We start from the raw sequence: 24589 nt of genomic DNA, 5'->3' as shown, positions 1-24589 counted from the left end.
GCGGCCGCGCGGCCGGAAAGTTGAGCCGACGGCCGCCGCGCGTGGCTGTGGCTGGCAATGAACCGGTTCGCCCCCAGATAGGGTGCTTCCGTCATCCGGGATTGCGCCATGATTCCATTTTCCATCCTCGACCTGGCCCCGATCACCGAAGGCAGCGACGCGGGCCAGGCCTTCCGCAACACGCTGGACCTGGCGCAGCTGGGAGAACGGCTCGGCTACCGGCGCTACTGGCTGGCCGAGCACCACAACATGCCCGGCATCGCCAGCGCGGCCACCGCCGTGCTGATCGGTCATGTCGCCGCCGGCACCTCGACGATCCGCGTGGGCGCCGGCGGCATCATGCTGCCCAACCACGCGCCGTTGCAGGTGGCCGAGGCGTTCGGCACGCTGGCCTCGCTGCATCCGGGCCGCATCGACCTGGGCCTGGGGCGTGCGCCGGGCACCGACCAGCCCACGGCGCGGGCGCTGCGCCGCTACTTCGACAGCGCCGACGCGTTCCCGCAGGACGTGCTGGAGCTGCTTGGCTATTTCGAGCCGGCGCAGCCCGGCCAGCCGGTGCGCGCGGTGCCCGGCGCCGGCATCGAGGTGCCGGTGTGGCTGCTGGGGTCGAGCCTGTTCAGTGCGCGGCTGGCGGCGCAGTTGGGGCTGCCGTTCGCGTTCGCCTCGCACTTCGCGCCGGATGCGATGGACGAGGCGCTGGCGCTATACCGGCGCAACTTCGTGCCCTCGGCGCGGTTGCAGCAGCCGTATGCGATGCTCGGCATCAACGTGGTCGCCGCCGACAGCGACGCCGAGGCGCGGCGATTGTTCACCACCCAGCAGCAGAGCTTCATCAACCTGCGTCGCGGCAAGCCCGGCCTGATCCCGCCGCCGATCGACGACATCGAGGCGTACTGGACGCCGCCGGAGAAGCTGATGGTCGAGCGCGCGCTGGCCTGCGCGGTGGTCGGCGATGCGGTCACGGTGAAGGAGGGCATCGCGGCCTTCGTGGCCCGCCACCGGCCGGACGAGTTGATGCTGACCGCCAACATCTTCGAGCACGCGGCGCGACGACATTCGTTCGAGATCGCCGCGGCGGCACGCGAGGCATGAGCTTCGCCACGGATGCGGTCGGCGTCGGCCATAATGGGCGTTCCCCCGTCGACGCATTGAAGCCACGCCACCGATGAAAACCCCCAAGGGCCTGCAGGAGCTGATCGACGACGGCATGATCGACCAGGTGCTCAGGCCGCTCAAGAGCGGCAAGGAAGCCTCGGTGTATGTCGTGCGCTGCGGCGACGAGGTGCGCTGCGCCAAGGTCTACAAGGACATGGCCCAGCGCAGCTTCCAGGCGCGCGTGCAATACCAGGAAGGGCGCAAGGTACGCGGCAGCCGACAGGCGCGGGCGATGGGCAAGGCGACGAAGTTCGGCCGCCGCGAGGCCGAGGAGGCATGGAAGAATGCCGAGGTCGACGCCCTGTACCAGCTGGCCGCCGCCGGCGTGCGCGTGCCGCGGCCGTACGGCTACTTCAACGGCGTGCTGGTGATGGAACTGGTCACCGATGCGGACGGCCATTCCGCGCCGCGGCTCGGCGAGGTCGAACTGTCCGCCGACGAGGCGCGCGCGTATCACCGCTTCCTGATGCAGCAGGTGGCCCGCATGCTGTGCGTGGGGCTGATCCATGGCGACCTGTCCGAGTACAACGTGCTGGTCGGCCCGCACGGCCCGGTCATCATCGACCTGCCGCAGGCGGTCAGCGCGGCGGGCAACAACAGCGCGCGCACGATGCTGCGGCGTGACGTGGGCAATATCACCATCAGCCTGTCGCGCTTCGCGCCCGAGCTGCTGGACACCCACTACGGCGAGGAGATGTGGGCGCTGTACGAACTGGGCGAGCTGCATCCCGATACCGAACTGACCGGCCGGTTCGAGTTCGACGAGCACATCGCCGACGTCGACAGCGTGATGCAGTCGATCATCGACGCCCGCGAGGAAGCGATCATCCGCCAGCAGGGCAGGGAAGCGGCGGAGCGGGAATTGTAGGAGCGCCCGGTGGGTCGCCAATCACGATGGCGGGCGCTGCCCGCCGGTGGCCGAGCCGCCTCAGGGCTTCTGGACGTCCAAAAGCTCAACGTCGAACACCAGCGAGGCGTTCGGCGGGATGTCGTCGCCGGCGCCGCGCGCGCCGTAGCCCAGCGCGGCGGGGATCAGCAGGGTGCGCTTGCCGCCCACGCGCATGCCGGCCACGCCCTGGTCCCAGCCGGCGATGACGTTGCCGGCGCCGAGCACGAAGGAGAACGGCTCGCCATGATCGCGCGAGCTGTCGAACTGGCTGCCGTGCTTGTTGCCGGCGGTTTCGTCATACAGCCAGCCGGTGTAGTGCACGGTGACCTTCATGCCCGCCACAGCCTCGGTGCCGGTGCCGACCTTGCTGTCGACGACGGTGAGCTGGTCCACGCTGCCGCGGGTTTGTTGCGGCGCCGGCGCCGAGCAGGCGACGAGCGAAATCAGGGCGAACAGGGAAAGCAACCAGCGCATGGAAAGACTCCTGGGCAAGGGGGCAGCGGATGTCCCGATCAAGTCTCGGGTTTGTCATTCCGACTTTCGTCGGGGCGAGAACCTGGTCGGGTTTTTCTTGAGGGAGCCGCGATTATCCGGCAATCGACCGGCGCGTGCCTGCCGCGGTGAGCTCGCACGGGTCAGGCTGCCGCCGTGCCGGCGATAGCGGACCAGCAGCCGACATGCCGGTCAGCTCACCGCTTCGGCGCTCGCCATGCGGATCTGCGGATCGACCGCCACGGCGTCGGCATCGTTCATCAGTTGCAGCTGGCCGTCCTGGATCAGCACCTGCAGGCGCATGCCCCGCTGCAGCAGGGCGGCCAGTGCGGCGACGGTGTCGGCGCTGATGTCCAGCACACTGAGATTGCGGTGGCGAGCCAGCGTGGCGGCGTGGCGGTTCCACCAGAGCTCCGCCGCGTTGCCGCCGTAATTGATCACCACCACCTGGCGCGCACGGCCGCAGGCCTTGCGGACGCGCGTCTCGTCGGGCTGACCCACGTCGATCCACAACTCGATCTCGTCGGTATACGCCTTGCGCCACAGCGCCGGCTCGTCCTCGTCGCTGAGGCCCTTGCCGAACTCCAGCCGCTCGTCCGCATGCATGGCGAACGCGAGCAGCCGCACCATCAGGCGCTCCTCGGTTTCCGACGGGTGGCGCGCCAGGGTCAGCGCATGGGTGGCGTAGTAATGCCGGTCCATGTCGCTGATCTGCAGTTCGACCTTGTAGATGGTGGAGTTGAGTGCCATGCGCATGCCGGAGGACAACAGCCGACCATTGTACGCGGCGTGGCGCCGACCTGCCGCCGACCTGCGGCTAGACTGGCCCGATCATGCCGAACGTTCCTTTCCGTCCTGACCGCGGCGCCAGCACGGTGCACCTGCCGCCAGGACCCTGGCGAAGGGCGCTCGACGCGCTGTGCGCGCACTTTCCCGCGATCAGTCGTGCGCAATGGCTGGACCGGATCGCGCGCGGCCGCGTGCTGGACGGGGATGGCGTGGCGATCGACGCGCAGGTGCCGTACCGCGCGGGAATGCGCCTCCACTACTACCGCGAGGTGGCGGACGAGGCGGAGATACCGTTCGTCGAGACGGTATTGCACGCGGATGAACACCTGGTGGTGGCGGACAAGCCGCACTTCCTGCCGGTGACTCCGGCCGGAGGTTTTGTCGAGCAGACCCTGCTGCGGCGATTGATCCGCCGGCTCGACAATCCGCAGCTCGTGCCGCTGCACCGGATCGACCGCGCCACCGCCGGACTGGTGCTGTTTTCGGCGAATCCCGCCAGCCGCGCGGCTTATCAGGCCCTGTTTCGCGAGCGGCGCATCGACAAGTGCTACGAGGCGTTCGCCCCGGCCTTGCCGGCAGGGGTTTTTCCGCTCTACCGGCGTACGCGCATCGTGCAGGGAGAGCCGTTCTTCCGCATGGCCGAGGTCGAGGGTGAGCCCAACAGCGAGACGCGCATCGAGGTGATCGAGCGCGGCGACACCGACTGGCGCTATGCGCTGCATCCGGTGACCGGGCGCAAGCATCAGTTGCGGGTCCACATGGCGGCGCTCGGTGCGCCGATCCGCAACGACGCGTTCTATCCCGAGCTGACGGAGGCGGCGCCGGACGATTATCGGCGGCCGCTGAAGTTGCTGGCGCGGGAGTTGGCGTTCGTCGATCCGTTGTCGGGCGAACCGCGTCGGTTCCGCAGCAAGTTGACGCTCGACGATGGCGCGTGATCGGGATGAAAGGCCGCGGGCAGTGCCGCGCGCCTTCGACCGGGAACTACTCCGCCGGCGTCTTGTGCTTGTAACGACACAGATCGCGGATCACGCAGTGCGGGCAATCCGGCTTGCGCGCCTTGCACACGTAGCGCCCATGCAGGATCAGCCAGTGGTGGGCGTCCTGCCTGAACTCGGCCGGGATCACCTTGACCAGCTTGTCCTCCACCGTGCGCACGTCCTTGCCGGGCGCCAGCCCGGTGCGGTTGGCGACGCGGAAGATGTGCGTGTCGACCGCGATGGTCGGCTCGCCGAAGGCCGTATTGAGCACCACGTTGGCGGTCTTGCGGCCCACGCCGGGCAGCGCTTCCAGCGCCTCGCGGGTACGCGGCACCTCGCCGCCGTGCTGCTCGATCAGCAGCCGGCACAGCGCGATCACGTTCTTGGCCTTGGCGTTGAACAGGCCGATCGTGCTGATGTAGCGCTTCAGCCCATCCTCGCCGAGGTCGAGGATGGCCTGCGGCGTGTTCGCCACCGGATAGAGCTTGCGGGTTGCCTTGTTCACGCCAACGTCGGTGGCCTGCGCCGACAGCACCACCGCCACCAGCAACTCGAACGGGGTGCCGTACAGCAGCTCGGTGGTCGGATGCGGGTCGAGTTCGCGCAGACGCGTGAACAGTTCCACCACGTCGGCGCGCTTCATGAGGATTTCTTCGCCTTCGCGCGTGCCAGCGCCGCCAGCACCGGATTGGTCGACGCGGCGGTATCCACCGCGGCCTTGCGTGCGGCCAGCTCGGCGTCACGCTCGGCGCGTTCGCGCGCCAGCCGGGCGCCGCGGCGCTGGAAGTGAGCGCGTGCGGCATCCGCGTGCGCCTGATCGATCTGCCCCATCGGCATCGGTACCAGTTCGATGCAATCCACCGGGCACGCCGGCACGCACAGCTCGCAACCGGTGCAATCGTCGGCGAGCACGGTGTGCATCAGTTTCGGCGCGCCGATGATGGCGTCGACCGGGCAGGCCTGGATGCATTTGGTGCAGCCGATGCAATCGGCTTCCACGATGCGCGCAAGCATGCGTGGCTTCTCGATGCCGCAGGCGGGGTCCAGCGGCAGCGGTGGCCGGCCCAGCAAGTTCGCCAGTTTCGCGATGCCGGCCGCGCCGCCGGGCGGGCAGCGGTTGATCGCCGCCTCGCCACGCGCGATCGCCTCGGCATACGGCCGGCAGCCGTGGTAGCCGCATTGCTCGCACTGCGTCTGCGGCAGCAGCGCGTCGATGCGGTCGGCCAGGACGGCGATGGGATCACTCATGCGCGGTGCGGGGTGGGCGATAATCGACGCCCATTGTCCCGCAATTGCCGATCACTTGTTGGAGTGTCGCCATGAAACCGTCGTTCCTCGCTTCCCTGTTGCTGGCTGCCGTGCTTGGTGCCGGCGGCTCGATCCTCCTGACCCATGCCGGCACGGCGCAGGCGCAATCGAGCGCCACCGCCGACACGGTGACCGTCTTCGTCGACGCCACGCTGGGTTTCCGCAAGAAGCACATGGCGAACCAGCTCACGAAATCCCACGCCGACTACGCCGCGCGCGGCTACCGCTACGTGGACATGGCGCCGTACAACGAGAACGGCGACCTGGTCGGCTTCTTCGTGACCTACACGAGGCAGTGAACGGTCCGCTGGATCGAGGGCAGGAGCGCACCGCGTGCGCTCCTGCGGGTCGCTCGCCGTAAGGCGGGCAGTGCCCGCCCTGCGTGTCAGCGCACGCTGGCGCCGGGCCTGGCGCCCTGGTCGGCATCGAGCAGAAACAGGTCGCTGCCGCCGTCGCCGGCGGACAGGATCATGCCTTCGGACAGGCCGAAGCGCATCTTGCGCGGGGCCAGGTTGGCGATGAACACCACGTCGCGGCCGACCAGTTTTTCCGGTTCGGCGTAGGCGGCGCGGATGCCGGAGAAGATCTGCCGCTTGCCGAGTTCGCCGGCGTCCAGTTCGAAGCGCAGCAGCTTGTCCGAGCCTTCCACGAATTCGCAGGTGGTGACCTTGCCGATGCGCAGGTCGAGCTTGGCGAAGTCGTCGATGGAGATGAGGCCGGGATTCGCCCCTTCGACAGGCTCGGGACGGTGGATCCCGGATTCGGGGTTCGTCGCGGCAGATTTCGACTTGTCGTTCATGGATTTCTTCGCCGGGGCAGCCGGCGCGGCGGGAACGGATGCGCCAAGCGATTCCCTGGAGGCCTCGACCATCGCCTCGATGCGCTTGGCATCGAGGCGGGCCAGCAGCGGCTCGAAGGTGTTGACGCGGTGGCCGTGCAGTTCGCGGCGGGCGTCGTCGAAGCTGGCGATGGGTGCGGCGAGGAATTGTTCGGCGGCTGCCACGGTGGCCGGCAGTACCGGCTTGAGCAAGCCGGACAGCAGGCGGAAGCCGTGCAGGGCCAGCGTGCAGACCTGCTGCAGTTCGGCGCGGCGGGCGTCGTCCTTGGCGATCAGCCACGGCGCCCTGGTGGCGATGTAGCCGTTGACCAGGTCGGCGATGGCGACGAAACGACGAGTCACCTCGGCGAACTCGCCGGCGTCGTACAACGCGTCGACGCCGTCGTAGTGCGACAGCAGGGTCTGCCACAGCGCCGCTTCCTCCGCCTCGAAACGGTCGGCCAGCCTGCCGTCGAAAAACTTCTGCACGAAGCCGGCGGTGCGGCTGGCGATGTTCACCCACTTGCCGATCAGGTGCGAGTTGACCCGTTCCTCGAATGCCTTCAGATCGAGGTCCACGTCGACCGGCGCCGCGCTGAGCATGGTGGCGAAGTTGTAGCGCAGGAATTCCGGGTGGATGCCGGCGTCGAGATAGGTGCGCGCCTGGATGAAGGTGCCGCGCGACTTGGACATCTTGGCGCCGTTCACCGTCAGGTAGCCGTTGACGTGCAACGCGGTGGGCGTGCGGAAACCCGCGCCATGCAGCATCGCCGGCCAGAACAGGCCGTGGAAGTTGATGATGTCCTTGCCGATGAAGTGATGCATCTCGGCGGTGCTGTCGGGGCCGAGGAAGTCGTCGAACTTCAGGCCGGTCCTGTCGCACAGCGCCTTGAAGCTGGCCAGGTAGCCGACCGGCGCATCCAGCCACACGTAGAAGAACTTGCCCGGCGCGTCGGGGATCGGGAAGCCGAAGTAGGGCGCGTCACGCGAGATGTCCCAGTCCTTCAGGCCGCCATCCAGCCATTCGCGCAGCTTGGCGGCGACGCCGCTGTCGGCCACCGGCTTGCCTTGGGTGAACTTGCCGGCGAACCAGTCGCGCAGCAGCGATTCGAACTTGCCCAGCTCGAAGAAGTAGTGCTCCGAATCGCGCAGCACCGGGGTGGCGCCGGACATCACCGAATACGGGTTGATCAGGTCGGTGGGCGCATAGGTGGCGCCGCAGTTTTCGCAGTTGTCGCCGTACTGGTCCGGCGTGCCGCATTTCGGGCAGGTGCCCTTGATGTAGCGGTCCGGCAGGAACATCTGCTTCTCGGGATCGAACAGCTGCTGGATGTTGCGCCTGGCGATGCAGCCGCTGTCGCGCAGGCGCGTGTAGATCAGCGAGGCCAGCTCGCGATTCTCGTCCGAGTGGGTCGTGTGGTAGTGGTCGAAGCTGAAGTGGAAATCGCCGAAATCGGCTTCATGACCTGCCCGGATGCCAGCGATGAAGGCCTCCGGCGTCATCCCGGCCTTCTCGGCGGCCAGCATGATCGGCGTGCCGTGCGCGTCGTCCGCCGCCACGAAATGCACCTCGTTGCCCATCATCCGCTGCGCACGCACCCAGATGTCGGCCTGGATGTAGCCCAGCATGTGGCCCAGGTGCAGCGGACCGTTCGCGTAGGGCAGGGCGTGGGTGACGAGCAGGCGACGACTCATGGGTTGCGTGGCTTCCTTGGGGGACTGCGCATTATGGCATGCGTCCCCGCCGGTATTGGCCGTCCGGATGGCCATGCCGCAGCGCGCGCGGACTTTGCTCGCCGGGGATTCCGGTGCGGTGGTGCAGAGCGCCTGGCTGCTGTCGCTGGTTGCTGGAGCGCATGTGGGCAGAGTCCTTTCGGCCACGGATCACGGCAGCCTTGCGCCAGGGCCGCGCGCCACGCGGCTGGTTTTCCTCGCCTTGGGCATCGGCATGGCGGCCATCGTGCCGGTGATGTTCGGCGCGGTCGGGCGTTTGCCCGGGGCGTCGCCCGGGGTCTCGCTGACCACGGTGACCATGCCGGGTTACGCCGGCTCAGCGGTGCGGACGCCGGCCGCGCACACAAGAACGCCCCGCACCGGTCGGCGGTGCGGGGCGTGGTCGAAGGTCAATCGACGCAGCGGATGGTCAGGGCTGGCGTTCCCACTGCTGCGAGCGGCCGACCCAGGAAAAGCCGATGTAGCCGCGCACGTTGAGCTTCTGGCCGCCGTCGAGCATCGACAGCTTCACCTTGTAGACCTTGCCGGTCTTCGGGTCGAGGATGTGACCGCCGCTCCAGACGTCGCCATCCTGGTGCACGCCCCACATGATGTTCATGCCTTCGATCGGCTTGTCCTTGCGCTCGCCGTCGCACTTCTTGCACAGCGCCACCTCGCCGTCGCGGGCGATATCCGACGGGCTGCGGTTGAGCAGCTTGACGATGGTGGCCTTCAGCTCGCCATTCTCGTCGGTGATCTGCACGATCGACTTGGCCTGGCCGCTTTCGTCGTCGATGGTTTTCCAGTTGCCCACGGGGGTGTCGTTGGCAGCCAGTGCCGAACCGGCGGCGAGCAGCAGGCAGGTGGCGAAGGCAAAGCGTCGTGCTGACTTCATGGCGTCTCTCCCGTACGAAAGCGTATGGAATCGAGACTGGCGAGGTTCGGCGAGGTCGTCAAGCTGCATTGCGCCATGGCTGCCGGTGCGCCGGTGAGGCGCTGATCTGTGTCAGCCGGCCGTCTGCGGCGCGCTGGCATAATGGGCGTCTCTCTCGACGACCGAACCGACATGACGCAGGTGAATGAAGCCCTGGTCCGCCAGATCCTGGGCGGGCTGATCGACACCCACACCGGTGCCCCGCTGGGCGAGGCCGTGCGCGCCGTGGGCGTCGACGGCGGCCGGGTTTCGGTGGACCTGCAGCTTGGTTATCCCGCCGCCAGCGCGATCGGGGCGATCACCGCGCGGGTGCGCGAGGCGTTGCAGGCCGATCCGGGCATCGAGTCGGCGACGGTGTCGATCACCAGCCGCATCCACGTGCACAAGGTGCAGGGCACGCTGGGGCCGCTGCCGAACGTGAAGAACATCATCGTGGTCGCCTCGGGCAAGGGCGGCGTGGGCAAGTCCACCGTGTCGGCCAACCTGGCGCTGGCGCTGCAGGCCGAGGGCGCGAAGGTGGGCGTGATGGACGCGGACATCTACGGCCCCAGCCAGCCCACCATGCTCGGCGTGCACGGCAAGCCCGCCTCGCCCGATGGCAAGAGCATCCTGCCGATGCAGGCGCACGGCATGCCGGTGATGTCGATCGGCTTCCTCGTCGAAGAGGACACGCCGATGATCTGGCGCGGCCCGATGGTGACCCAGGCGATGATGCAGCTGATCACCAACACCCGCTGGGAACAGCTCGACTACCTGGTCATCGACCTGCCTCCGGGCACCGGCGACATCCAGCTCACGCTGTCGCAGAAAGTGCCGGTGGCCGGCGCGGTGATCGTCACCACGCCGCAGGACATCGCCCTGCTGGACGCGCGCAAGGCGCTCAAGATGTTCGAGAAGGTCGAGGTGCCGGTGCTTGGCGTGGTGGAGAACATGGCCACCCACGTCTGCTCCAACTGCGGCCACGAGGAGAACATCTTCGGTGAAGGCGGCGGCGAGCGCATGGCCACGCAGTACGGCGCGGCCTACCTCGGCTCGCTGCCGCTGGACATCCGCATCCGCGAGCAGACCGATGGCGGCAACCCCACGGTGGCGGCGATCCCCGATTCCGACCTTGCTGCCCGCTACCGCGAGATCGCCCGCAATACCGCCGGCCGGCTGTCGCGCCAGCCGCGCAACAAGTCGCTGGGCCTGGGCAAGATCGTGGTGCAGGGCGTGCCCTCTGCATGACGGCGCCGCGGCGCGTGCTGTGCCTGTGCGGCAGCTTGCGCCGGGTATCGTCGAATCGCGCCGCGCTGGAAGCCGCGTGCCAATTGGCCGCGGCACCGCTCGAACTGGTGTTGCACGACACGCCGGGCACGCTGCCGCTGTTCAATCCGGATGACGAGGTCGATCCGTTGCCGCCATCGGTGCTGGCGTTGCGCGAAGCAGTCGGCGCCGCGGATGCGTTGCTGATCGCCTGTCCCGAATACGCCCACGGCGTGCCCGGCGCGTTCAAGAACCTGCTCGACTGGCTGGTCGGCAGCCTGGAGTTTCCCGGCAAGCCGGTGTTGCTGTTGAACACGGCCGCGCGCGGTTCGCACCATGCGCAGGAGGCACTGGCCGATATCCTGTTCACCATGTCGGCCCGGTTGCTGACGGCACGGCCCGTGCCGGTGGCATTGCCGGGCGCCGGCTGCACCGCGGCGCAGGTGCTGGCCAGCGCGGAACGCTGCGCGGAATTGCAGGAAGCGCTGGACCTCCTGGCCGAGCTTCCACCCCGCCCGTAGGAGCCCGCTGGCGGGCGATGCTCCTGGCCGGGATTCGGGGTTCGCAAGAGTATCGCTCGCGAGCGGGCTCCTTGTACGTTGGTCATCGAGGGCGGCAGGCGTAAGGTCGTCCACGTTTTCGGGGAAGCCGCGGGCTCCTTGAGGCAGCCTGGCTGACCTCGCACGTAGAGCGGCTCCCCGCCCCATTCGCTGAGCACGATAAGTGTCCCGGGCCGTTGAGCCAGCGTGACAAGGGTGTGCCGCGAGAGTGCGGGGTCGGGGAACCTGAAAACATCCTACCCCACGATACCGCACGAGGCACGCGCATGACTTCTTCTTCGGATACGGCTTGGCTGGCATTGGACATCGGCGCGAAGTCCCATGCCTGGGCCAGCGAGATCGCCGGCGAGCGTGAGCAAGGCACGGTGGATAACACGGCGCCAGCCTTGCTGACGTTCCTGAAAGGGCGCTTGCGCCACGGCATGACGCTGCGCGTACTGGTCGAGGCCACGGGCGTGTATTACCTGGACGTGGCGCTGCAGGCGCAGCAGCTGGGCGCCGAGGTGATGGTGATCAACCCGCGCGTGGCGCACCACTTCGCGCAAGCGCTGAACCAGCGTAACAAGACCGACCGGCTGGACGCCAAGATGCTGCTGGAATGCCTTCAGCGCATGCCGTTCCTGGCCTGGGTGGCGCCGAGCGAGGCGCACCTGCAGCTGCGGAGCTACGGACGTTTCCTTGTCCAGCTGACCGAGGCGAACACCGCCAACAAGAACCGCCTGCACGCCTTGCAAAGCGTCAAAGGCAGCCCGCGCCTGTTGCGCGACGAGCTCAAGCGCATGATCGCCAGCACCGACAAGCGCATCGCGCGCATCCGCACCCACGCCATCGCCCTGATCCGCGAGGAGCCTCACTTGAACGCCTGCTTCAAGGCACTGTGCAGCTTCACGGGCATCGCCGACGTCTCCGCTGTCGCCCTGCTCAGTGAACTGATCACCCTGCCACCCACGCTCAGCAGCCGCGCCTGCGTCAGCCACGCCGGCCTCGACCCGCGCGTGTTCGAATCCGGCACCAGCGTGCACAAGGCGCCGCGCATCTCCCGCCACGGCAACAAGTACCTGCGCCGCGCGCTCTTCCTGCCCGCCATGAGCGCGACCGTGCACGACCCACGCGCCAAGGCCTTCAAGGAACGCCTTGTCGCCCGCGGCAAGAAGCCCTTGCAGGCCACCACCGCCGTCATGCGCAAGATGCTCACCGCCGCTTGGGCCGTCATGAAAAACCCCGCCCTCTACGACTCCGCTCTCCTCTATGCAGACCTCGAAAAGGCTTGACTTCGATCTAAGTGTCTACGGGTGACGAAGGCCAGCCGGCTGGCGTGGCGGTACCCCGACCATGTATTTTTGCCGCTTTGCGCCCGGTTGGTTCGGGCTGCCCGCAATCGACCGGAGAGCGCGTGAGCATCAAATCCGACAAGTGGATCCGCCGCATGGCCCAGGGCCACGGCATGATCGAGCCGTTCGAGCCGGGCCAGGTCAAGCAGAACGACAGCGGGCGCATCGTTTCCTACGGCACCTCCAGCTACGGCTACGACGTGCGCTGTGCGCGCGAGTTCAAGATCTTCACCAACATCAACTCGACCATCGTCGATCCCAAGGCATTCGACCCGAACAGCTTTGTCGACGTGGCCTCGGACGTGTGCATCATCCCGCCCAACTCGTTCGCGCTGGCGCGCACGGTGGAGTACTTCCGCATCCCGCGCAACGTGCTGGTGGTGTGCCTGGGCAAGAGCACCTACGCGCGCTGCGGCATCATCGTCAACGTGACGCCGCTGGAACCGGAGTGGGAGGGGCACGTGACGCTCGAGTTCTCCAACACCACGCCGCTGCCGGCGAAGATCTACGCAAACGAGGGCGTGGCGCAGATGCTGTTCTTCGAGTCCGACGAGGAGTGCGAGACCAGCTACAAGGACCGTGGCGGCAAGTACCAGGGCCAGCAGGGCGTGACCCTGCCGCGTACCTGACCCCGCCTGCCTGAACGGCGGCGCGCGGCAACCGCCGTCGGCGCCACGGACTGCTAGACTTCACCGTTGCCACGACGCCTTCCGGGAGAGCTGCATGAGCCGAATGTCCACCCTGCTTGTCCGCATGTCCGCCGCGATCGTGCTGGGCAGCGTGTTGCTGCTGGCCGGTTGCCACCGCAACCAGGTCAAGAACGAGCAGCACCTGGCGGCGTCGATGAAGGGCGAATTCAGCCTGACCATGCAGGCGTACAAGGACGGGCAATTCCTGATCGATGGCGCGGTGCTCTCGGCGCTCGACGCCGGCAGTCACTTCGCCTACCTGCGCGACCAGGGCAAGCTGCCCGCGAAAGTGCTGTTGATCGACAGTGACGAGGCCAAGGTCGGCAAGAAGCATCTGCAGTATCTGGCCCGCATGTCGATCGACTACGGCTTTGCCGCGTATTTCTTCGACCACAAGGGCCGCCTCACCCAGATCAGCCCGGTCGACGTCAAGGCGCGCAAGCTGGAGGACCACCAGCAGCGCGCGCAGCCGTCCAGCGACGGCGGCGGCTACGAGCCTTCGCAGCAGCACTGAACCGCCGCGACCGCGGCACCGCGAAAAGCCCGTGGCGCGAGCCGCGGGCTTTTTGTCGAACGGCGATCAGGCGATCGTGCCGCCGCCGAGGCGCAGGTCGGCGTGCGTGACGGCCGCCACCCGCAGCGCGATCTCCAGGCCGCGCACCATGTCGTCCAGTGCCATGCTGGGCGCGCCGGGCCGCGATGCGGCCTGCAGCGGCAGCTACGGGATGTGGATGAAGCCGGCGCGCACGCGGCGCTTGGGCGCGCTCCAGTGCAGCGCCGCGTAGGCGAGGTGGTTGCACACGTAGGTGCCGGCCGTGTGCGAGATCGCGGCGGGCAGTCCGGCCTCGTGCAGTGCCGCCAGCATCGCCTTCAGCGGCAGGGTGCTGAAGTAGGCCGCGGGCGCGCCGGGGATCACCGGTTCGTCGATCGGTTGGGCGCCGGCGTTGTCGGGAATCCGCGCATCCTGCAGGTTGATCGCCACGCGTTCCAGCGACAACTGCGCGCGCCCGCCAGCCTGGCCCACGCCCAGCACGATCGCCGGCGTCGTTTCCCGCAGGGCGGCCTTGAGCAGGCGCAGCGAGGCGGCGAACTCGGTCGGGATTTGCCGCGCCACCACCCGGTGCCCGCCGATGCGCCGCCCGTGCAGGGCGCGCGCGGCTTCCCACGAGGGGTTGATCGTCTCGCCGCCGAACGGGTCGAAGCCGGTCAGCAGGATGCGTGGCAGGGTCTTGCTCATCGGGCCTCGCACGTTCAACGAAAGACCAGCAGCCACATCATGGTGAACGTGCTGGCGAAGATCCACACGGCGCTCCAGGCTTGCGCCTTGATCACGCCGTACGGATTGCGCAATTCCAGCAGCGCCGCCGGCACCAGGTTGAAGTCGGCCGCCATCGGCGTCAGCAGGGTACCGCAGTAGCCGCACAGCATGCCCATCGCACCGAGGATGGCGGGGTGCGCGCCGTGCTGGTGGATCAGCAGCGGCAGGCCGATGCCGGCCATCATCACCGGAAACGCGGCAAACGCGTTGCCCATGATGACGGTGAACAGCACCATGCCCAGCGCGAACACCGCCAGCGCCGCGGTGGCGTTGCCGGTGGGCAGGAAATCGGTGGCGATCTCGGCGATCGCCGCGCCCACGCCGCTGCGCGTGAACACCTGGCCCAACGCCGCCAGCAGCAACGGCAGCAGCGCGGCCCAGCCGATCGCGTCGAGCAACCGCCGGCCTTCGGCCACGCCTTCTAGCACCGGCGTTCGCGCCACCCGCGCAGCGGCCAGCAGGGCAATCACGCAGGCCAGCGCCAGCCCGGTCAGCGTCATCTGCGACTTGGCGAACAGCGCGAAGTGGCCGATCACCAGGTAGCCGCCGAACAAGGCCACCAGCAGGGTCACCAGCGGAATCAGCAGGGCAGGCCCGAACAGCCGGTGGCCGAGCGCGATCGCCGACTGCAGGCGTTGCTCCGCCGTGCGGTTTTCCGGATGCGCCTGGCGGCGCAGCCGCGGCGCCAGGCAGGCCAGCGCGATCACGCCGATGCCGGCGATCTGCGCGGGCAGGGCGTGGCCGGCCGCGGACTGTGCCAGGATGAAATCGCCGGCGCCGAACAGCAGCCCCAGCACGATCCAGAACGCGGCATGCCAGCGGTGGCCGTCGCGCAGGTTGCGCCAGCCGCTGTAGAGCAGGAAGGCGGCGATCAGCCAGTACGCGTGTTCGATCCGCAGCATGCTCAGGCGTCCCGCTCGATGCTGGCAGCGCGTCGTTGCAGCCGGCGCTGGTACAGCCAGATGCGCACCGACTGGATGATGAAGGCGGCCACCGCGGTGGGCAGCGCCCACAAGGCGATCGCCAGCGGACTCAGTTCGATGCCGTGCTGGGTGTAGAAACCCTGGATCAGCAACACCGCGCCCAGCGCGATGAACACGTCCTCGCCGAAGAAGCGGCCGATGTTGTCGGTGGCCGCGGCGACCGCGCGCAGCTCCTCGCGATCGCCCTGGTCCAGCCGGGGCAGGATCTTCTGCGCCGCGGCCTCGCCCATCGGAGCCAGCAGCGGGCGCACCGTCTGCGCTGCGCCGGCCACGCCGGTCAGGCCCATCGTGGCCAGCAGCTGGCGCAGCAGCAGGTAGCCGACCAGCAGCCGCGCCAGGGTCAGGTTCTGCAATCGCGCCATCCAGCGCTGGGCGTGTTCACGCAGGCCGGCGCGTTCGAGCAGGCCGATCGCCGGCAAGGTCAGCACGAACAGCAGCAGCATGCGCTGCGACACGAAGCTGTTGCCCAGCAGGGCGAGCAGGTCGGGCACCGACAGGCCGGACAGAAGGCCGCTGACCAAAGCCGCCACCACTACCACCGGCACCGCGTTGAAGCGCAGCGCGAAGCCGATCACGATCACCGCCACGCCGAGCAGGGGCCAGTAGTTCATGCCTCACCTGTTGCCGTGATGGTCACCCCGGCCGCTTCCAGCCCGGCGCGCAGGCTGCGCGCCAGGCGTGCGGCATGTACGCCGTCGCCGTGCAGGCACAGCGTGTCGGCGCGCATGGCGATGGTGCTGCCGTCGATGGCGGTGACGGTGCCGTCGAGCGCGATCTGCAAGGCCTGCGCAGTGGCCAGTCCGGCATCGTCGATCACCGCACCGGCTTCGCTGCGCGGTTGCAGCGTGCCATCCGGCCGGTAGCGACGGTCGGCGAATGCCTCGGCGGCCACCGCCAGGCCCTGCGCCGCGCCGGCGTCGACCAGTGCCGATCCGCTCAGGCCGAACAGCCGCAGGCGCGGGTCGAACTGGCACACCGCCGCGGCGATCGCATCGGCCAGCGCGCGATCGCGTGCCGCCATGTTGTACAGCGCGCCATGCGGCTTGACGTGGCTCAGCCGGGTGCCGGCGGCGTGAGCGAAGCCGTGGAGCGCGCCGAGCTGGTACAGCGTCATCGCGTGCACCTCGGCGGGTGTCACGCGCATCTCGCGGCGGCCGAAGCCCTGCAGGTCGGGCAGCGAGACGTGGGCGCCGATCGCCACGCCGCGCTCCATCGCGGCGGCCACGGTCTGCTGCATGGTCATGAAGTCGCCGGCGTGGAAGCCGCAGGCGAGGTTGGCCGAGCTGACCACATCGAGCAGCGCAGCGTCCTCGCCCATTCGCCAGGCGCCGAACGATTCGCCGAGGTCGCCATTGAGGTCGATGCGCGTCATGCAAGGCCAGTCATGCGGGGAGGAGTCCGTCGTGTTGCAGTCGTCGCGCGATCTGCCGGCACAGAGCGTCGAGCGCCTGCTCGCGGCGCCGCAGGCGATCGGCAGCCTGTTCCAGTGTGCCACGGCGAAAGCATACGGGATCGCCCGGCCGGCGTTGCGCCAGGCGCGGAAGATCCGCCGCGGCAAGCTGGCCGATGCGCGGATAGCCGCCGGTCACCGGCGCCTCGGCCATCAGCACGATCGGCTGGCCGGACGGCGGCAGTTGCATCGTGCCGGGCAGGGTTGCCTCGGAGATCAGTTCCAGCGGTGCGCGCAACTGCAGGCGTGCGCCGTCCAGACGGCTGGCGGTGCGGTTGCTGTCGCTGGCGACGCGGAAAGTGCCGATGTGCAGTGCTTGCCGCGACACCTCGTCGAGTTGCGCGTGGTGGCTGCCGGGCAGCAGCATGAGCGGCGTTTGCGCGAAGTCGAACCATGGCCGCGGGTCGAGTCGCCATGGCAGGGCGTGGGGATGGTTCGCCGGCGCCGCGCTGCTGGCGGTGGCGCCGACCGGCAGCGTGTCGCCGGTTTGCAGCGCGCGGCCGAGCCCGGCGTGCAGGTCGCTGCTGCGGCTGCCCAGCACGGCGGCCACGTCGAAACCCCCGCGCACGGCCAGGTAGCTGCGGCAGCCGGCGGCCATGCGGCCCAGTTGCAGCACGCTGCCGGCGGGCAGCCAGCAGGCTGTCCAGGTCGGCAAGTCGGTGTCGCCGGCCCGGGCGGCGATCGGCGCACCGGTGATCGCGATCCACGCCGCGTGTTCGAAGCGCAGGGTCGGGCCGAGCAGGGTGCATTCGAGCGCCGCCTCGTCGCCGGGGTTGCCGACCAGCGCGTTGGCCAGGCGCCAGGCCGGCAGGTCCATCGCGCCGGCGCGGCCCACGCCGATCGCTGCATGACCGGGGCGGCCGCGATCCTGCAGCGTGCCGAGCAGGCCGGGCTTGAGCACGCGCACGCTCATCGGCGCCGCACCGCATCGAGGTCGGCGAATTCCTCCGCGTCGATCGCGCGGAAGCGCACGCGGTCGCCGGCGGCCAGCAGCGAAGGTTCGCTTGCGTCGGCGTCGAACAGGCGCAGCGGCGTGCGCCCGATCAGATGCCAGCCGCCGGGCAGTTCGGCCGGATAGATGCCGGTCTGCGCGCCGCCGATCGCCACGCTGCCGGCAGGCACGCGGGTGCGCGGGTCGCTTCGGCGCGGCATCGCCAGCGTGGGATCGAGCCCCAGCAGGTAGGGGAAGCCGGGCGCGAAGCCGAGCATCGCCACGCGGTAGTCGACGCCGACGTGGCGAGCCACCACCACCGTCCCGGACAGGCCCAGGTGCTGCGCCAGTTCATGCAGATCCGGGCCGTGCGGGCCGCCATAGCACACGGGGATTTCGTGGATGCGGCCAGCGCCGGCCGGCGCGTGGCGGGTTTCCAGCGCGATGCGCGCGGCCCGTTCCACGCGCTGGTGCGCACTCGCCGCCTCGTCGCCTTGCCACGCCGCCAGCGCGAATCGCAACAGCACGCTGGCATAGGCTGGCACGCATTCCAGCGAGGGCAGATCCCGCAGCGCGGCGACGGCAGCGTGCACGCGGTCGTTGAGCACCGGCTCGATGCGGTCGCCGAAGCGCAGCAGCAGCGCATCCTCGGCCAGCGGCTCGAACTGGATCGCGTCGGCCGGCACGCTAGCCGCGCGCCGCGAGTGCTTGCCGCAGCGTGGTCATCCGCTCGTGCAGCACGGCTTCGGCGCAGGGCTCGCGCTGGCCGTGGCCCCACACCGGGCCGGGCCAGCCGGCATCGCCCTCGCGACGCGCCACCACGTGCACGTGCAACTGCCGCACGATATTGCCCAGCGCGCCCAGGTTGAGCTTGTCGCACGGCATCGCCGCACGCAGGGCGGCGGCGGCGCGGTTGACTTCGTGCCACAGCGTGGCCTGTTCGCCCTCGTCCAGGTCGGCGATCTCGACCAGGCCGTCGCGGCGCGGCACCAGCACCAGCCAGCCGTAGCGCGCGTCATCCATCAGGCGCACGTCGCACAGCGGCAGCGAGGCGAGCAGGCGGGTGTCGGCGGCCAGCCGCGGGTCGAGGGTGAACGCCTCGCTCATGCGTTGGCCAGGTGCTTGTCGAAGAAGGCCAGCGTGCGCTGCAGCGCCAGTTTGGCGCTGGCTTCGTGATACGCCTTGCTGCCATCGCGGTTGAACGCGTGGTCCGCCGGGTAGGTGAACAGTTCCATCTGCGGCAGCGCCACGCGATGTTTCTCCACCATCTCCGGCGTGATGTTCTGATCCTTCTCGCCGAAATGGAACATCACCGGCGCCCTGGGCACCTCGTGCAGGAACGGCAGGTTGCGCGCGCCGTAGTAGCTCACCGACGGCAGCCCCAGGCGCAGCGCGGCGAGCAGGGCGACGGTGCCGCCCCAGCAGTAGCCGACCGTGCCGATTTTCCCCGCCGAGGAAATGGCCTCGGCGGCGCTGGCGACGTCCTCGACGGCACGCTCCAGCCCCAGCTCGTTGACCAGGTTGCGGCCCTTGTTGGTGCCGACCTGGTCGTAGGCCAGTTCCACGCCGCTTTCCAGGTGGTCGAAGAACGCGGGCGCGATCGCGGTATAGCCGAGCGCGGCGAAGTGGTCGACCACCCGGCGGATGTGCGCGGTGACGCCGTAGATTTCCTGGATCACCACCAGGCCGCCCTTGGGCTTGCCCTCGGCGGTGGCCATGTAGGCGCCGATGCAATGGGTGCCGCCGGTGGGGATGGTGATGTCCTGGCCCATGGCTCTGCCTCGATCAGTTGCCGATGCGGCGATGGTAACCGCAGCGGCGAGGGCGTGGCCGTCACGTATAATCAACCGTTTTCGCGCCCTGCCACGGTAGCCGTCCGCCATGCCCCAGCCCACCCAGAAGATCGGCTTCGTCAGTCTCGGTTGCCCCAAGGCGCTGGTGGATTCCGAGCGCATCCTCACCCAGCTCAAGGTGGAGGGCTACCAGATCGTGCCCAGCTACGGCGAGGCCGACGCGGTGGTGGTGAACACCTGCGGTTTCATCGACGCGGCGGTGCAGGAGTCGCTGGACTCGATCGGCACCGCGCTCAACGAGAACGGCAAGGTGATCGTCACCGGCTGCCTGGGCAAGCGCGCCGAGCTGATCCGCGAGGCATATCCGGACGTGCTCTCGATCAGCGGCCCGCAGGATTACGCCAGCGTGATGAGCGCGGTGCACGAGGTGTTGCCGCCCACGCGCAACAAGTTCCTCGACATCGTGCCGGACACCGGCGTGAAGCTGACGCCGAAGCACTACGCGTACCTCAAGATTTCCGAGGGCTGCAACCACCGCTGCAGCTTCTGCATCATCCCCTCGATGCGCGGCAACCTGGTCTCGCGGCCGGTCGACGAGGTGCTGGTGGAGGCCGAGAAACTGGTCAGGGGCGGCGTGAAGGAACTGCTGGTGATCTCGCAGGACACCAGCGCCTATGGCGTCGACGTGAAGTACGCCGAGCGCCCGTGGCGCGGGAAGAACTACCGCACCCGCATGACCGAGCTGTGCGAAGGCCTGTCCGAACTCGGCGCGTGGACGCGCCTGCACTACGTCTACCCGTACCCGCACGTGGACGAGCTGATGCCGCTGATGGCGGAGGGGAAAATCCTGCCCTACCTCGACATCCCGTTCCAGCACGCCAGCCCGCGCATCCTGAAATTGATGAAGCGCCCCGGCAACATCGACAAGACGCTGGAGCGCATCCGGAACTGGCGCGAGCTGGTGCCGGAGCTGACCATCCGCAGCACCTTCATCGTCGGTTTCCCCGGCGAGACCGATGCCGAGTTCGAGGAGCTGCTGGACTTCCTGCGCGAGGCCGAACTGGACCGCGTGGGCGCGTTCGCCTATTCGCCGGTGGACGGCGCCAAGGCCAACGAGCTGCCCGGCGCGGTGTCCGAGGAGCTGAAGGAGGATCGCCTCGAACAGTTCATGGCGGTGCAGGCGGAAATCTCCGCCGCCAAACTGCAGCGCAAGATCGGCCGCACGCTCAAGGTGCTGGTGGACGAGGCCGGCGTCGACGGCGCGGTGGCTCGCTCGGCCGCCGATGCGCCGGAGATCGACGGCTGCGTGCTGATCGCCGACGGCCAGCAGCTGAAGCCGGGCCAGTTCGTGGACGTGGTGGTCGAGGCGGCCAGCGAACACGACCTGCACGCGCGCCTGGCGCATCCCGCGCTCAAGATCGTGTAACGCGCCATGCGCTATGTGGCGCCGGCGCGCGGTGCGGTCGATCCGCAAGTGTTCGGTCGGATGCCGCTGGCCGCGTGGCGCGAGCACGCCCGGTTGGTCGAGGGCCGCGACTGGCCATCCATCGGTGCGCTCAATGCCGCCCGCCCCGCCGGCATGCACGAACGCTTCGTGGCGCAGACCCGTGAACTGCTGGCCGACGGCCTGCACTACGAACAGCGCATTGCCGAACACGGCGCGATCGCTACCCGCGAACGCAACTGGCACGACCTGTTCAACGCACTCGCCTGGCTGCGCCACTGTGCGCTCAAGCGCGCGCTCAACGCGCGGCAGGTGGCCGAAATCGCCCGCATGGGCACCAGGCAGCGCTCGCGTGCGCAATGCGCACTGACCCATTTCGACGAGGCCGGCGTCGTGGTCGCGCTGCGCAATCCGGCGCTGCTGGCGCTGTGGAATGCGCATGACTGGCATGGCCTGTTCTGGCGCGAGCGGGAGGCGTGGTTCGACGGGCGCATCCATGTCGAGGTGTTCGGCCACGCCTTGCTCGAACACGCGCTGACACCGGCGCAACTGCTGGTGGGCAAGGCGCTGGTGGTCGCCGGGCCGCGGTTGTCACCGGGCGAGGTCCTCGAAGCCTGCGCGCAGGCCATCGGCAACGGCGATGTGCTCGGCGATCCGCTGGAACTGCGCCCCTTGCCGCTGGCCGGCGTGCCCGGCTGGCATCCGGACAACGAGCAGGAGGCTTTCGTGCGCGAGGCGGCGTGCTTTCGGCCGGTGCGGGCCGGGCGGAGTTACCCGCCGCCGCTGGCCGGAGGTTGACCGATCGCCCGGAAACCCTGCATCCGCATCCGGGCCGGCATCTTCCGCGACGCCGAAGCCCTCCCCGTGCTTGCCGGATCGACCGATCGCGACTATATACGAGCAATCGGGGAGCACGGGGTTCGAGGGAGCAGGGCATTGAATATCGCGGGTTTGCGACGACGCCAGGGGCGTCTCGGGCGTGGCGTGACGTGGATGCTTGCAGCCTTGCTCACCCAGGGTGTGCTGCTCGCGTGCGCCGGAGCAGGGACGGCGCAGGCAGCGACACCGATGGAGCCGATCCGCTTCGGCATCCTGCCGATCGGCAGCGCGGCCGAGTCGCTGGAGCAATGGCGGCCGCTGCTGGACGACTTGCACAAGCAGTTGGACCACCCCGTGACCACCGTGTCGGTGAGCAGCTACGCCGGCCTGTCCGACGCCATCGGCGCGCAGCGGGTGGACGTGGCCTTTCTCTCCGGCAAGCTCGCGGTGGAGGCGGTGACGCAGCAGCACATGCAGGTGTTCGCCCAGTTCGTGCGCAACGATGGCGTCAACGGCAACGTCGCCATGCTGGTGGTGCGCAGCGACAGCCCGATCCGCGATCTGAACGACCTGCTCGCCACGACCAGCCACGGCTGGCGTTATGCGCGCAGCGAACAGCTTTCGGTCACCGGCTATACCGCGCCGGAAGCCTACGTGTTCGCGCCGCGCGGGCTCAATTCGGACACTTTCTTCGCCAACGTGCGGGTGGGCGATCATCAGAGCAACCTGCTCGCCGTGGTCAACCGCGAAGTGGACGTGGCCAGCAGCAACAACCCGGACATGGACCTGTTCCGGCGCAACTTTCCGCGCGAGGCAGCGCAACTGCGGGTGATCTGGCGCTCGCGGCTGATTCCCTCCGGCGTGCTGGTGATCCGCGACGGCATGCCCGAATCGCTGCGCCAGAAGCTCACGGCATTCCTGCTGGCCTACGGCAAGGCGCCCGGCGAGGTCGGCGAGCGCCAGCGCGAGCGGCTGGCGCGGATTCCGGACCTGGGCGGTTTCGCGGCGGAGACCAACCACGTGCTGCAGCCCTTCGTCGACATGCAGTACACCCTGCTGCGGCAGCAGGCCGAGCAGGGCCGGTGGATCAGCCCGCAGGCACGGCAGGCGCGGCTGGCGCAGATCGAACGCGACCACCAGCATGCATTGAAACTGCTGCGGCCGCATTGAGCGGTCGACTGGCCCGCGTCAGGCTTCCTGCTCGTAATCCACCGACAGCACCACGAACTCCGCCCGCCCGCCCGGCAGCTCGGCGGAGAACTCGTCGTCGACGCGTTTTTTCAGCACGGCGCGTGCGAGCGGCGAGTCGATGCTGATCCAGCCGCGCCTGGCGTCAGTCTCGTCCGGGCCCACGATGCGGTAGCGGTGGACTTCGCCGCTGTCCACGTTTTCCAGCCCGATGCAGGCGCCGAAAAACACGGCGCGGCGATCGCCCGGCACGCCCTCGGCAACTTTCAGTGCGGGAATGCGTTTGCTGAGGTAACGCGCGCGGCGGTCGATTTCGCCGAGCTGTTTCTTGCGATAGGTGTATTCGGCGTTCTCCGAGCGATCGCCTTCGGCGGCTGCCGCGGCGAGGGCCTTCACCACTTCCGGGCGCAACACGTGCCACAGGTGGTCGAGTTCGGCCTTGAGCCGTTCGAAGCCGTCGCGGGTGATGATCGCGGTGGAGCCGGGCGAGGGCGGGCGCCAGCGGCTCATGCCGGGCTGGCCAGTTGTCGTCGCTGCGCGTCGATCTCGCCGCGCAGCGGGTGCTCGGGCCAGGCCGCGACGAGCCGGTCGAGCAGCGCTGCCGCGTCGGCGTGCTGGTCGGCATGGGCGGCCAGTGCGCGTGCGGCCAGCAGGCCGTAGTGTGGCGCCTGCGGGTCGCGTGGCCAGTGCGCGACATAACCCTGGCCGAGATGGATCGCGAGGCGGCTCATGCCCATCCGCACGGCCAGGTCGGCCAGGGCGCCGCAGGTCTGCGGGTCGTCCGGGATGAAGCTGGCGTCGATGCCGCAGCATTCCTGCAGCACGCCGAGGGCGCGCCGCGATTCGCCCTGGGCGATCAGCGCGGCAATCCAGATCTGGCCGTGCACCAGCAGGTCGTCGCGCAGGCCCTGCCGGTGCAGCAGCTCGCGGTAGAACTGGTGCACGGCGGGTGGCGCCGCGCGCTCGCGCAGTCGCGCGGCAAGTTGGCGCAACGCGGCCTGCGGATCGTCGGTTGCCTGCTGGCGCGCGGCATCCACCAGTCGGTCGTCGGCGTCCTGCCCGGAAGCCTTGGCCAGCTCCGGCGCTTCCGGCACCATGCCGAAACGCTCGTGGCGCTGGTGGATCATCGCGCCCATGAGATGAAAGGCGAGCACGATCAGGTAGGTGTAGGCGAACGCGAACAGCGGCAAGGCGAGCAGTCGCGGCAGCCGCGCAGTGGTGACCGAAGCGACCACGATCAGCACGCCGAGCAGCAGGTTGATCGCCACGGGGACCAGATACGCGCCGCCGAAACCGCCGATGATGCGCAACCAGTTGAGCGGATTGATGGCCAGCGCGAGGTTGCCGTCGAACGCCAGCGACATGTCGATCGCCGGCAGCACCAGCGCCGCCAGGAGCAGCACCGGCCACAGCAGGCGCGGGAAGAACACGATGGAGACCACGCACAAGGCGACCACCAGCAGGTGAATCGCGGTCAGTCCCCAGCCGCTGGCGCTGTTGCCGTCACTGCCCACGTCCGGTGGGTCGGCGTAGCCGTTGGCGGTGTGCTGCATGCAGTCCGCGGCATAACGCCAGGTGGCGGCCCAGACCAGCGCGCTGGCCAGCGCACCGACATAGCCAGGCAGCAGGCCGACGTAGTGGGCCAGCGCCAGCGCCACGCAGGTGGCCAGTGCGGCGCCGCGCAGCGGATAGCCGAAACCGTCCCGCAGGCGCTGCGCGAACGGCGTATCGGCGGCGACGATTTCGACGCGCGGCATCAGA

Annotated in this window: 29 protein-coding genes; 12 read left to right on the top strand and 17 right to left on the bottom strand. The window is 68.8% G+C overall.

What is annotated here, in order from left to right; all coding sequences use genetic code 11:
- Positions 1-108 precede the first annotated feature (108 nt).
- Positions 109-1092: an LLM class flavin-dependent oxidoreductase gene (locus ACVCMB_RS04820; protein ID WP_447100156.1), complete on the top strand. Its 984-nt coding sequence runs from the start codon at positions 109-111 to the stop codon at positions 1090-1092.
- A gap of 73 nt (positions 1093-1165) precedes the next feature.
- Positions 1166-2023 carry a PA4780 family RIO1-like protein kinase gene (locus ACVCMB_RS04815; RefSeq protein ID WP_395119116.1) on the top strand — a complete coding sequence of 286 codons (858 nt, stop codon included), beginning with the start codon at positions 1166-1168 and terminating at the stop codon, positions 2021-2023.
- Positions 2024-2083: 60 nt separating this feature from the next.
- Here the strand turns inward: ACVCMB_RS04815 and ACVCMB_RS04810 are convergent, their stop codons facing one another.
- Together ACVCMB_RS04810 and ACVCMB_RS04805 are read right to left on the bottom strand one after the other, a co-directional pair.
- Entirely contained in the window at positions 2084-2518 is a 435-nt protein-coding gene (locus ACVCMB_RS04810) for an FKBP-type peptidyl-prolyl cis-trans isomerase (protein ID WP_447106285.1), read from the bottom strand.
- Positions 2519-2728: 210 nt separating this feature from the next.
- Entirely contained in the window at positions 2729-3286 is a 558-nt protein-coding gene (locus tag ACVCMB_RS04805; protein ID WP_447106284.1) for a YaeQ family protein, read from the bottom strand.
- Between the two features lie 83 nt (positions 3287-3369).
- Here ACVCMB_RS04805 and ACVCMB_RS04800 point away from each other — a divergent pair, with 83 nt between their 5' ends.
- Positions 3370-4263 carry a pseudouridine synthase gene (locus tag ACVCMB_RS04800; protein ID WP_447106283.1) on the top strand — a complete coding sequence of 298 codons (894 nt, stop codon included), beginning with the start codon at positions 3370-3372 and terminating at the stop codon, positions 4261-4263.
- A 46-nt stretch (positions 4264-4309) separates the two neighbouring features.
- On the opposite strand, the gene nth is transcribed toward ACVCMB_RS04800, so the two are convergent.
- Together nth and rsxB are read right to left on the bottom strand one after the other, a co-directional pair.
- On the bottom strand, positions 4310-4948 hold the full coding sequence (nth, locus tag ACVCMB_RS04795) for an endonuclease III (RefSeq protein ID WP_447106282.1): 639 nt from the start codon (positions 4946-4948) through the stop codon (positions 4310-4312).
- Positions 4945-5553: an electron transport complex subunit RsxB gene (gene rsxB / locus ACVCMB_RS04790; RefSeq protein WP_447106281.1), complete on the bottom strand. Its 609-nt coding sequence runs from the start codon at positions 5551-5553 to the stop codon at positions 4945-4947. The genes nth and rsxB overlap by 4 nt, the downstream gene beginning before the upstream one ends.
- A 71-nt stretch (positions 5554-5624) precedes the next feature.
- On the opposite strand from rsxB, the gene ACVCMB_RS04785 reads away from it, so the two are divergent.
- Positions 5625-5912 (top strand): hypothetical protein, encoded by a 288-nt coding sequence (locus tag ACVCMB_RS04785; protein WP_395119104.1) that lies wholly within the window; start codon positions 5625-5627, stop codon positions 5910-5912.
- A gap of 86 nt (positions 5913-5998) precedes the next feature.
- On the opposite strand, the gene metG is transcribed toward ACVCMB_RS04785, so the two are convergent.
- From metG to ACVCMB_RS04770, 3 genes are all read right to left on the bottom strand, one after another.
- A complete protein-coding gene (metG, locus tag ACVCMB_RS04780; RefSeq protein WP_447106280.1) occupies positions 5999-8125 on the bottom strand; it encodes a methionine--tRNA ligase in 2127 nt (708 codons plus the stop codon).
- A gap of 189 nt (positions 8126-8314) precedes the next feature.
- The gene (locus ACVCMB_RS04775) at positions 8315-8464 is read right to left on the bottom strand and encodes a hypothetical protein (RefSeq protein ID WP_447106279.1); all 150 of its coding nucleotides are present in this window, start codon (positions 8462-8464) and stop codon (positions 8315-8317) included.
- 109 nt (positions 8465-8573) lie between these two features.
- A complete protein-coding gene (locus ACVCMB_RS04770; RefSeq protein WP_395119095.1) occupies positions 8574-9038 on the bottom strand; it encodes a DUF2147 domain-containing protein in 465 nt (154 codons plus the stop codon).
- A gap of 171 nt (positions 9039-9209) precedes the next feature.
- Between ACVCMB_RS04770 and apbC the strand changes: the two genes are divergently transcribed.
- The 5 genes from apbC (at position 9210) to ACVCMB_RS04745 (ending at position 13416) form a co-directional block, all read left to right on the top strand.
- Positions 9210-10304 carry an iron-sulfur cluster carrier protein ApbC gene (gene apbC, locus ACVCMB_RS04765; protein ID WP_447106278.1) on the top strand — a complete coding sequence of 365 codons (1095 nt, stop codon included), beginning with the start codon at positions 9210-9212 and terminating at the stop codon, positions 10302-10304.
- On the top strand, positions 10301-10843 hold the full coding sequence (locus ACVCMB_RS04760) for an NADPH-dependent FMN reductase (protein WP_447106277.1): 543 nt from the start codon (positions 10301-10303) through the stop codon (positions 10841-10843). The genes apbC and ACVCMB_RS04760 overlap by 4 nt, the downstream gene beginning before the upstream one ends.
- Positions 10844-11148: 305 nt before the next feature.
- Positions 11149-12153: an IS110 family transposase gene (locus tag ACVCMB_RS04755; RefSeq protein WP_447106191.1), complete on the top strand. Its 1005-nt coding sequence runs from the start codon at positions 11149-11151 to the stop codon at positions 12151-12153.
- A 122-nt stretch (positions 12154-12275) separates the two neighbouring features.
- A complete protein-coding gene (gene dcd / locus ACVCMB_RS04750; protein ID WP_447106276.1) occupies positions 12276-12842 on the top strand; it encodes a dCTP deaminase in 567 nt (188 codons plus the stop codon).
- A gap of 94 nt (positions 12843-12936) precedes the next feature.
- Positions 12937-13416: a hypothetical protein gene (locus ACVCMB_RS04745; protein ID WP_395119087.1), complete on the top strand. Its 480-nt coding sequence runs from the start codon at positions 12937-12939 to the stop codon at positions 13414-13416.
- A gap of 204 nt (positions 13417-13620) precedes the next feature.
- On the opposite strand, the gene pcp is transcribed toward ACVCMB_RS04745, so the two are convergent.
- Genes pcp through ACVCMB_RS04705 form a run of 8 tightly spaced genes read right to left on the bottom strand, consistent with a single transcriptional unit; the run spans position 13621 to position 19356 of the window.
- Entirely contained in the window at positions 13621-14139 is a 519-nt protein-coding gene (gene pcp / locus ACVCMB_RS04740; protein ID WP_447106275.1) for a pyroglutamyl-peptidase I, read from the bottom strand.
- 14 nt (positions 14140-14153) lie between these two features.
- Positions 14154-15122 carry a 5-oxoproline transporter, DUF979 family subunit gene (locus ACVCMB_RS04735; protein WP_136258440.1) on the bottom strand — a complete coding sequence of 323 codons (969 nt, stop codon included), beginning with the start codon at positions 15120-15122 and terminating at the stop codon, positions 14154-14156.
- A 2-nt stretch (positions 15123-15124) separates the two neighbouring features.
- A complete protein-coding gene (locus tag ACVCMB_RS04730; protein ID WP_447106274.1) occupies positions 15125-15814 on the bottom strand; it encodes a DUF969 domain-containing protein in 690 nt (229 codons plus the stop codon).
- Entirely contained in the window at positions 15811-16575 is a 765-nt protein-coding gene (locus ACVCMB_RS04725; RefSeq protein WP_395119079.1) for a LamB/YcsF family protein, read from the bottom strand. The genes ACVCMB_RS04730 and ACVCMB_RS04725 overlap by 4 nt, the downstream gene beginning before the upstream one ends.
- Before the next feature lie 10 nt (positions 16576-16585).
- Entirely contained in the window at positions 16586-17566 is a 981-nt protein-coding gene (locus ACVCMB_RS04720; protein WP_447106273.1) for a 5-oxoprolinase subunit C family protein, read from the bottom strand.
- Complete coding sequence (pxpB, locus tag ACVCMB_RS04715; RefSeq protein ID WP_447106272.1) at positions 17563-18270, bottom strand: 5-oxoprolinase subunit PxpB; 708 nt, start codon at positions 18268-18270, stop codon at positions 17563-17565. The genes ACVCMB_RS04720 and pxpB overlap by 4 nt, the downstream gene beginning before the upstream one ends.
- 1 nt (position 18271) lies before the next feature.
- Positions 18272-18691 (bottom strand): HIT domain-containing protein, encoded by a 420-nt coding sequence (locus ACVCMB_RS04710; protein WP_447106271.1) that lies wholly within the window; start codon positions 18689-18691, stop codon positions 18272-18274.
- On the bottom strand, positions 18688-19356 hold the full coding sequence (locus ACVCMB_RS04705) for a dienelactone hydrolase family protein (RefSeq protein WP_395119071.1): 669 nt from the start codon (positions 19354-19356) through the stop codon (positions 18688-18690). Before ACVCMB_RS04705 ends, ACVCMB_RS04710 begins: the two co-directional genes overlap by 4 nt.
- Before the next feature lie 109 nt (positions 19357-19465).
- On the opposite strand from ACVCMB_RS04705, the gene rimO reads away from it, so the two are divergent.
- The 3 genes from rimO (at position 19466) to phnD (ending at position 22810) form a co-directional block, all read left to right on the top strand.
- Positions 19466-20803 carry a 30S ribosomal protein S12 methylthiotransferase RimO gene (gene rimO, locus ACVCMB_RS04700; protein WP_447106270.1) on the top strand — a complete coding sequence of 446 codons (1338 nt, stop codon included), beginning with the start codon at positions 19466-19468 and terminating at the stop codon, positions 20801-20803.
- A 6-nt stretch (positions 20804-20809) separates the two neighbouring features.
- Entirely contained in the window at positions 20810-21619 is an 810-nt protein-coding gene (locus tag ACVCMB_RS04695; protein ID WP_447106269.1) for a DUF3025 domain-containing protein, read from the top strand.
- Between the two features lie 195 nt (positions 21620-21814).
- Complete coding sequence (gene phnD / locus ACVCMB_RS04690) at positions 21815-22810, top strand: phosphate/phosphite/phosphonate ABC transporter substrate-binding protein (RefSeq protein ID WP_447106268.1); 996 nt, start codon at positions 21815-21817, stop codon at positions 22808-22810.
- Between the two features lie 18 nt (positions 22811-22828).
- On the opposite strand, the gene greB is transcribed toward phnD, so the two are convergent.
- Positions 22829-23338 carry a transcription elongation factor GreB gene (greB, locus tag ACVCMB_RS04685; protein WP_447098683.1) on the bottom strand — a complete coding sequence of 170 codons (510 nt, stop codon included), beginning with the start codon at positions 23336-23338 and terminating at the stop codon, positions 22829-22831.
- Positions 23335-24585, bottom strand: a complete 1251-nt coding sequence (locus ACVCMB_RS04680) for a hypothetical protein (protein WP_447098684.1) — start codon at positions 24583-24585, stop codon at positions 23335-23337. The genes greB and ACVCMB_RS04680 overlap by 4 nt, the downstream gene beginning before the upstream one ends.
- Positions 24586-24589: the final 4 nt, after the last annotated feature.

The sequence above is a fragment of the Rhodanobacter sp. UC4443_H10 genome, from assembly GCF_052978325.1.
This window is presented reverse-complemented; position numbering and strand designations above follow the sequence as displayed.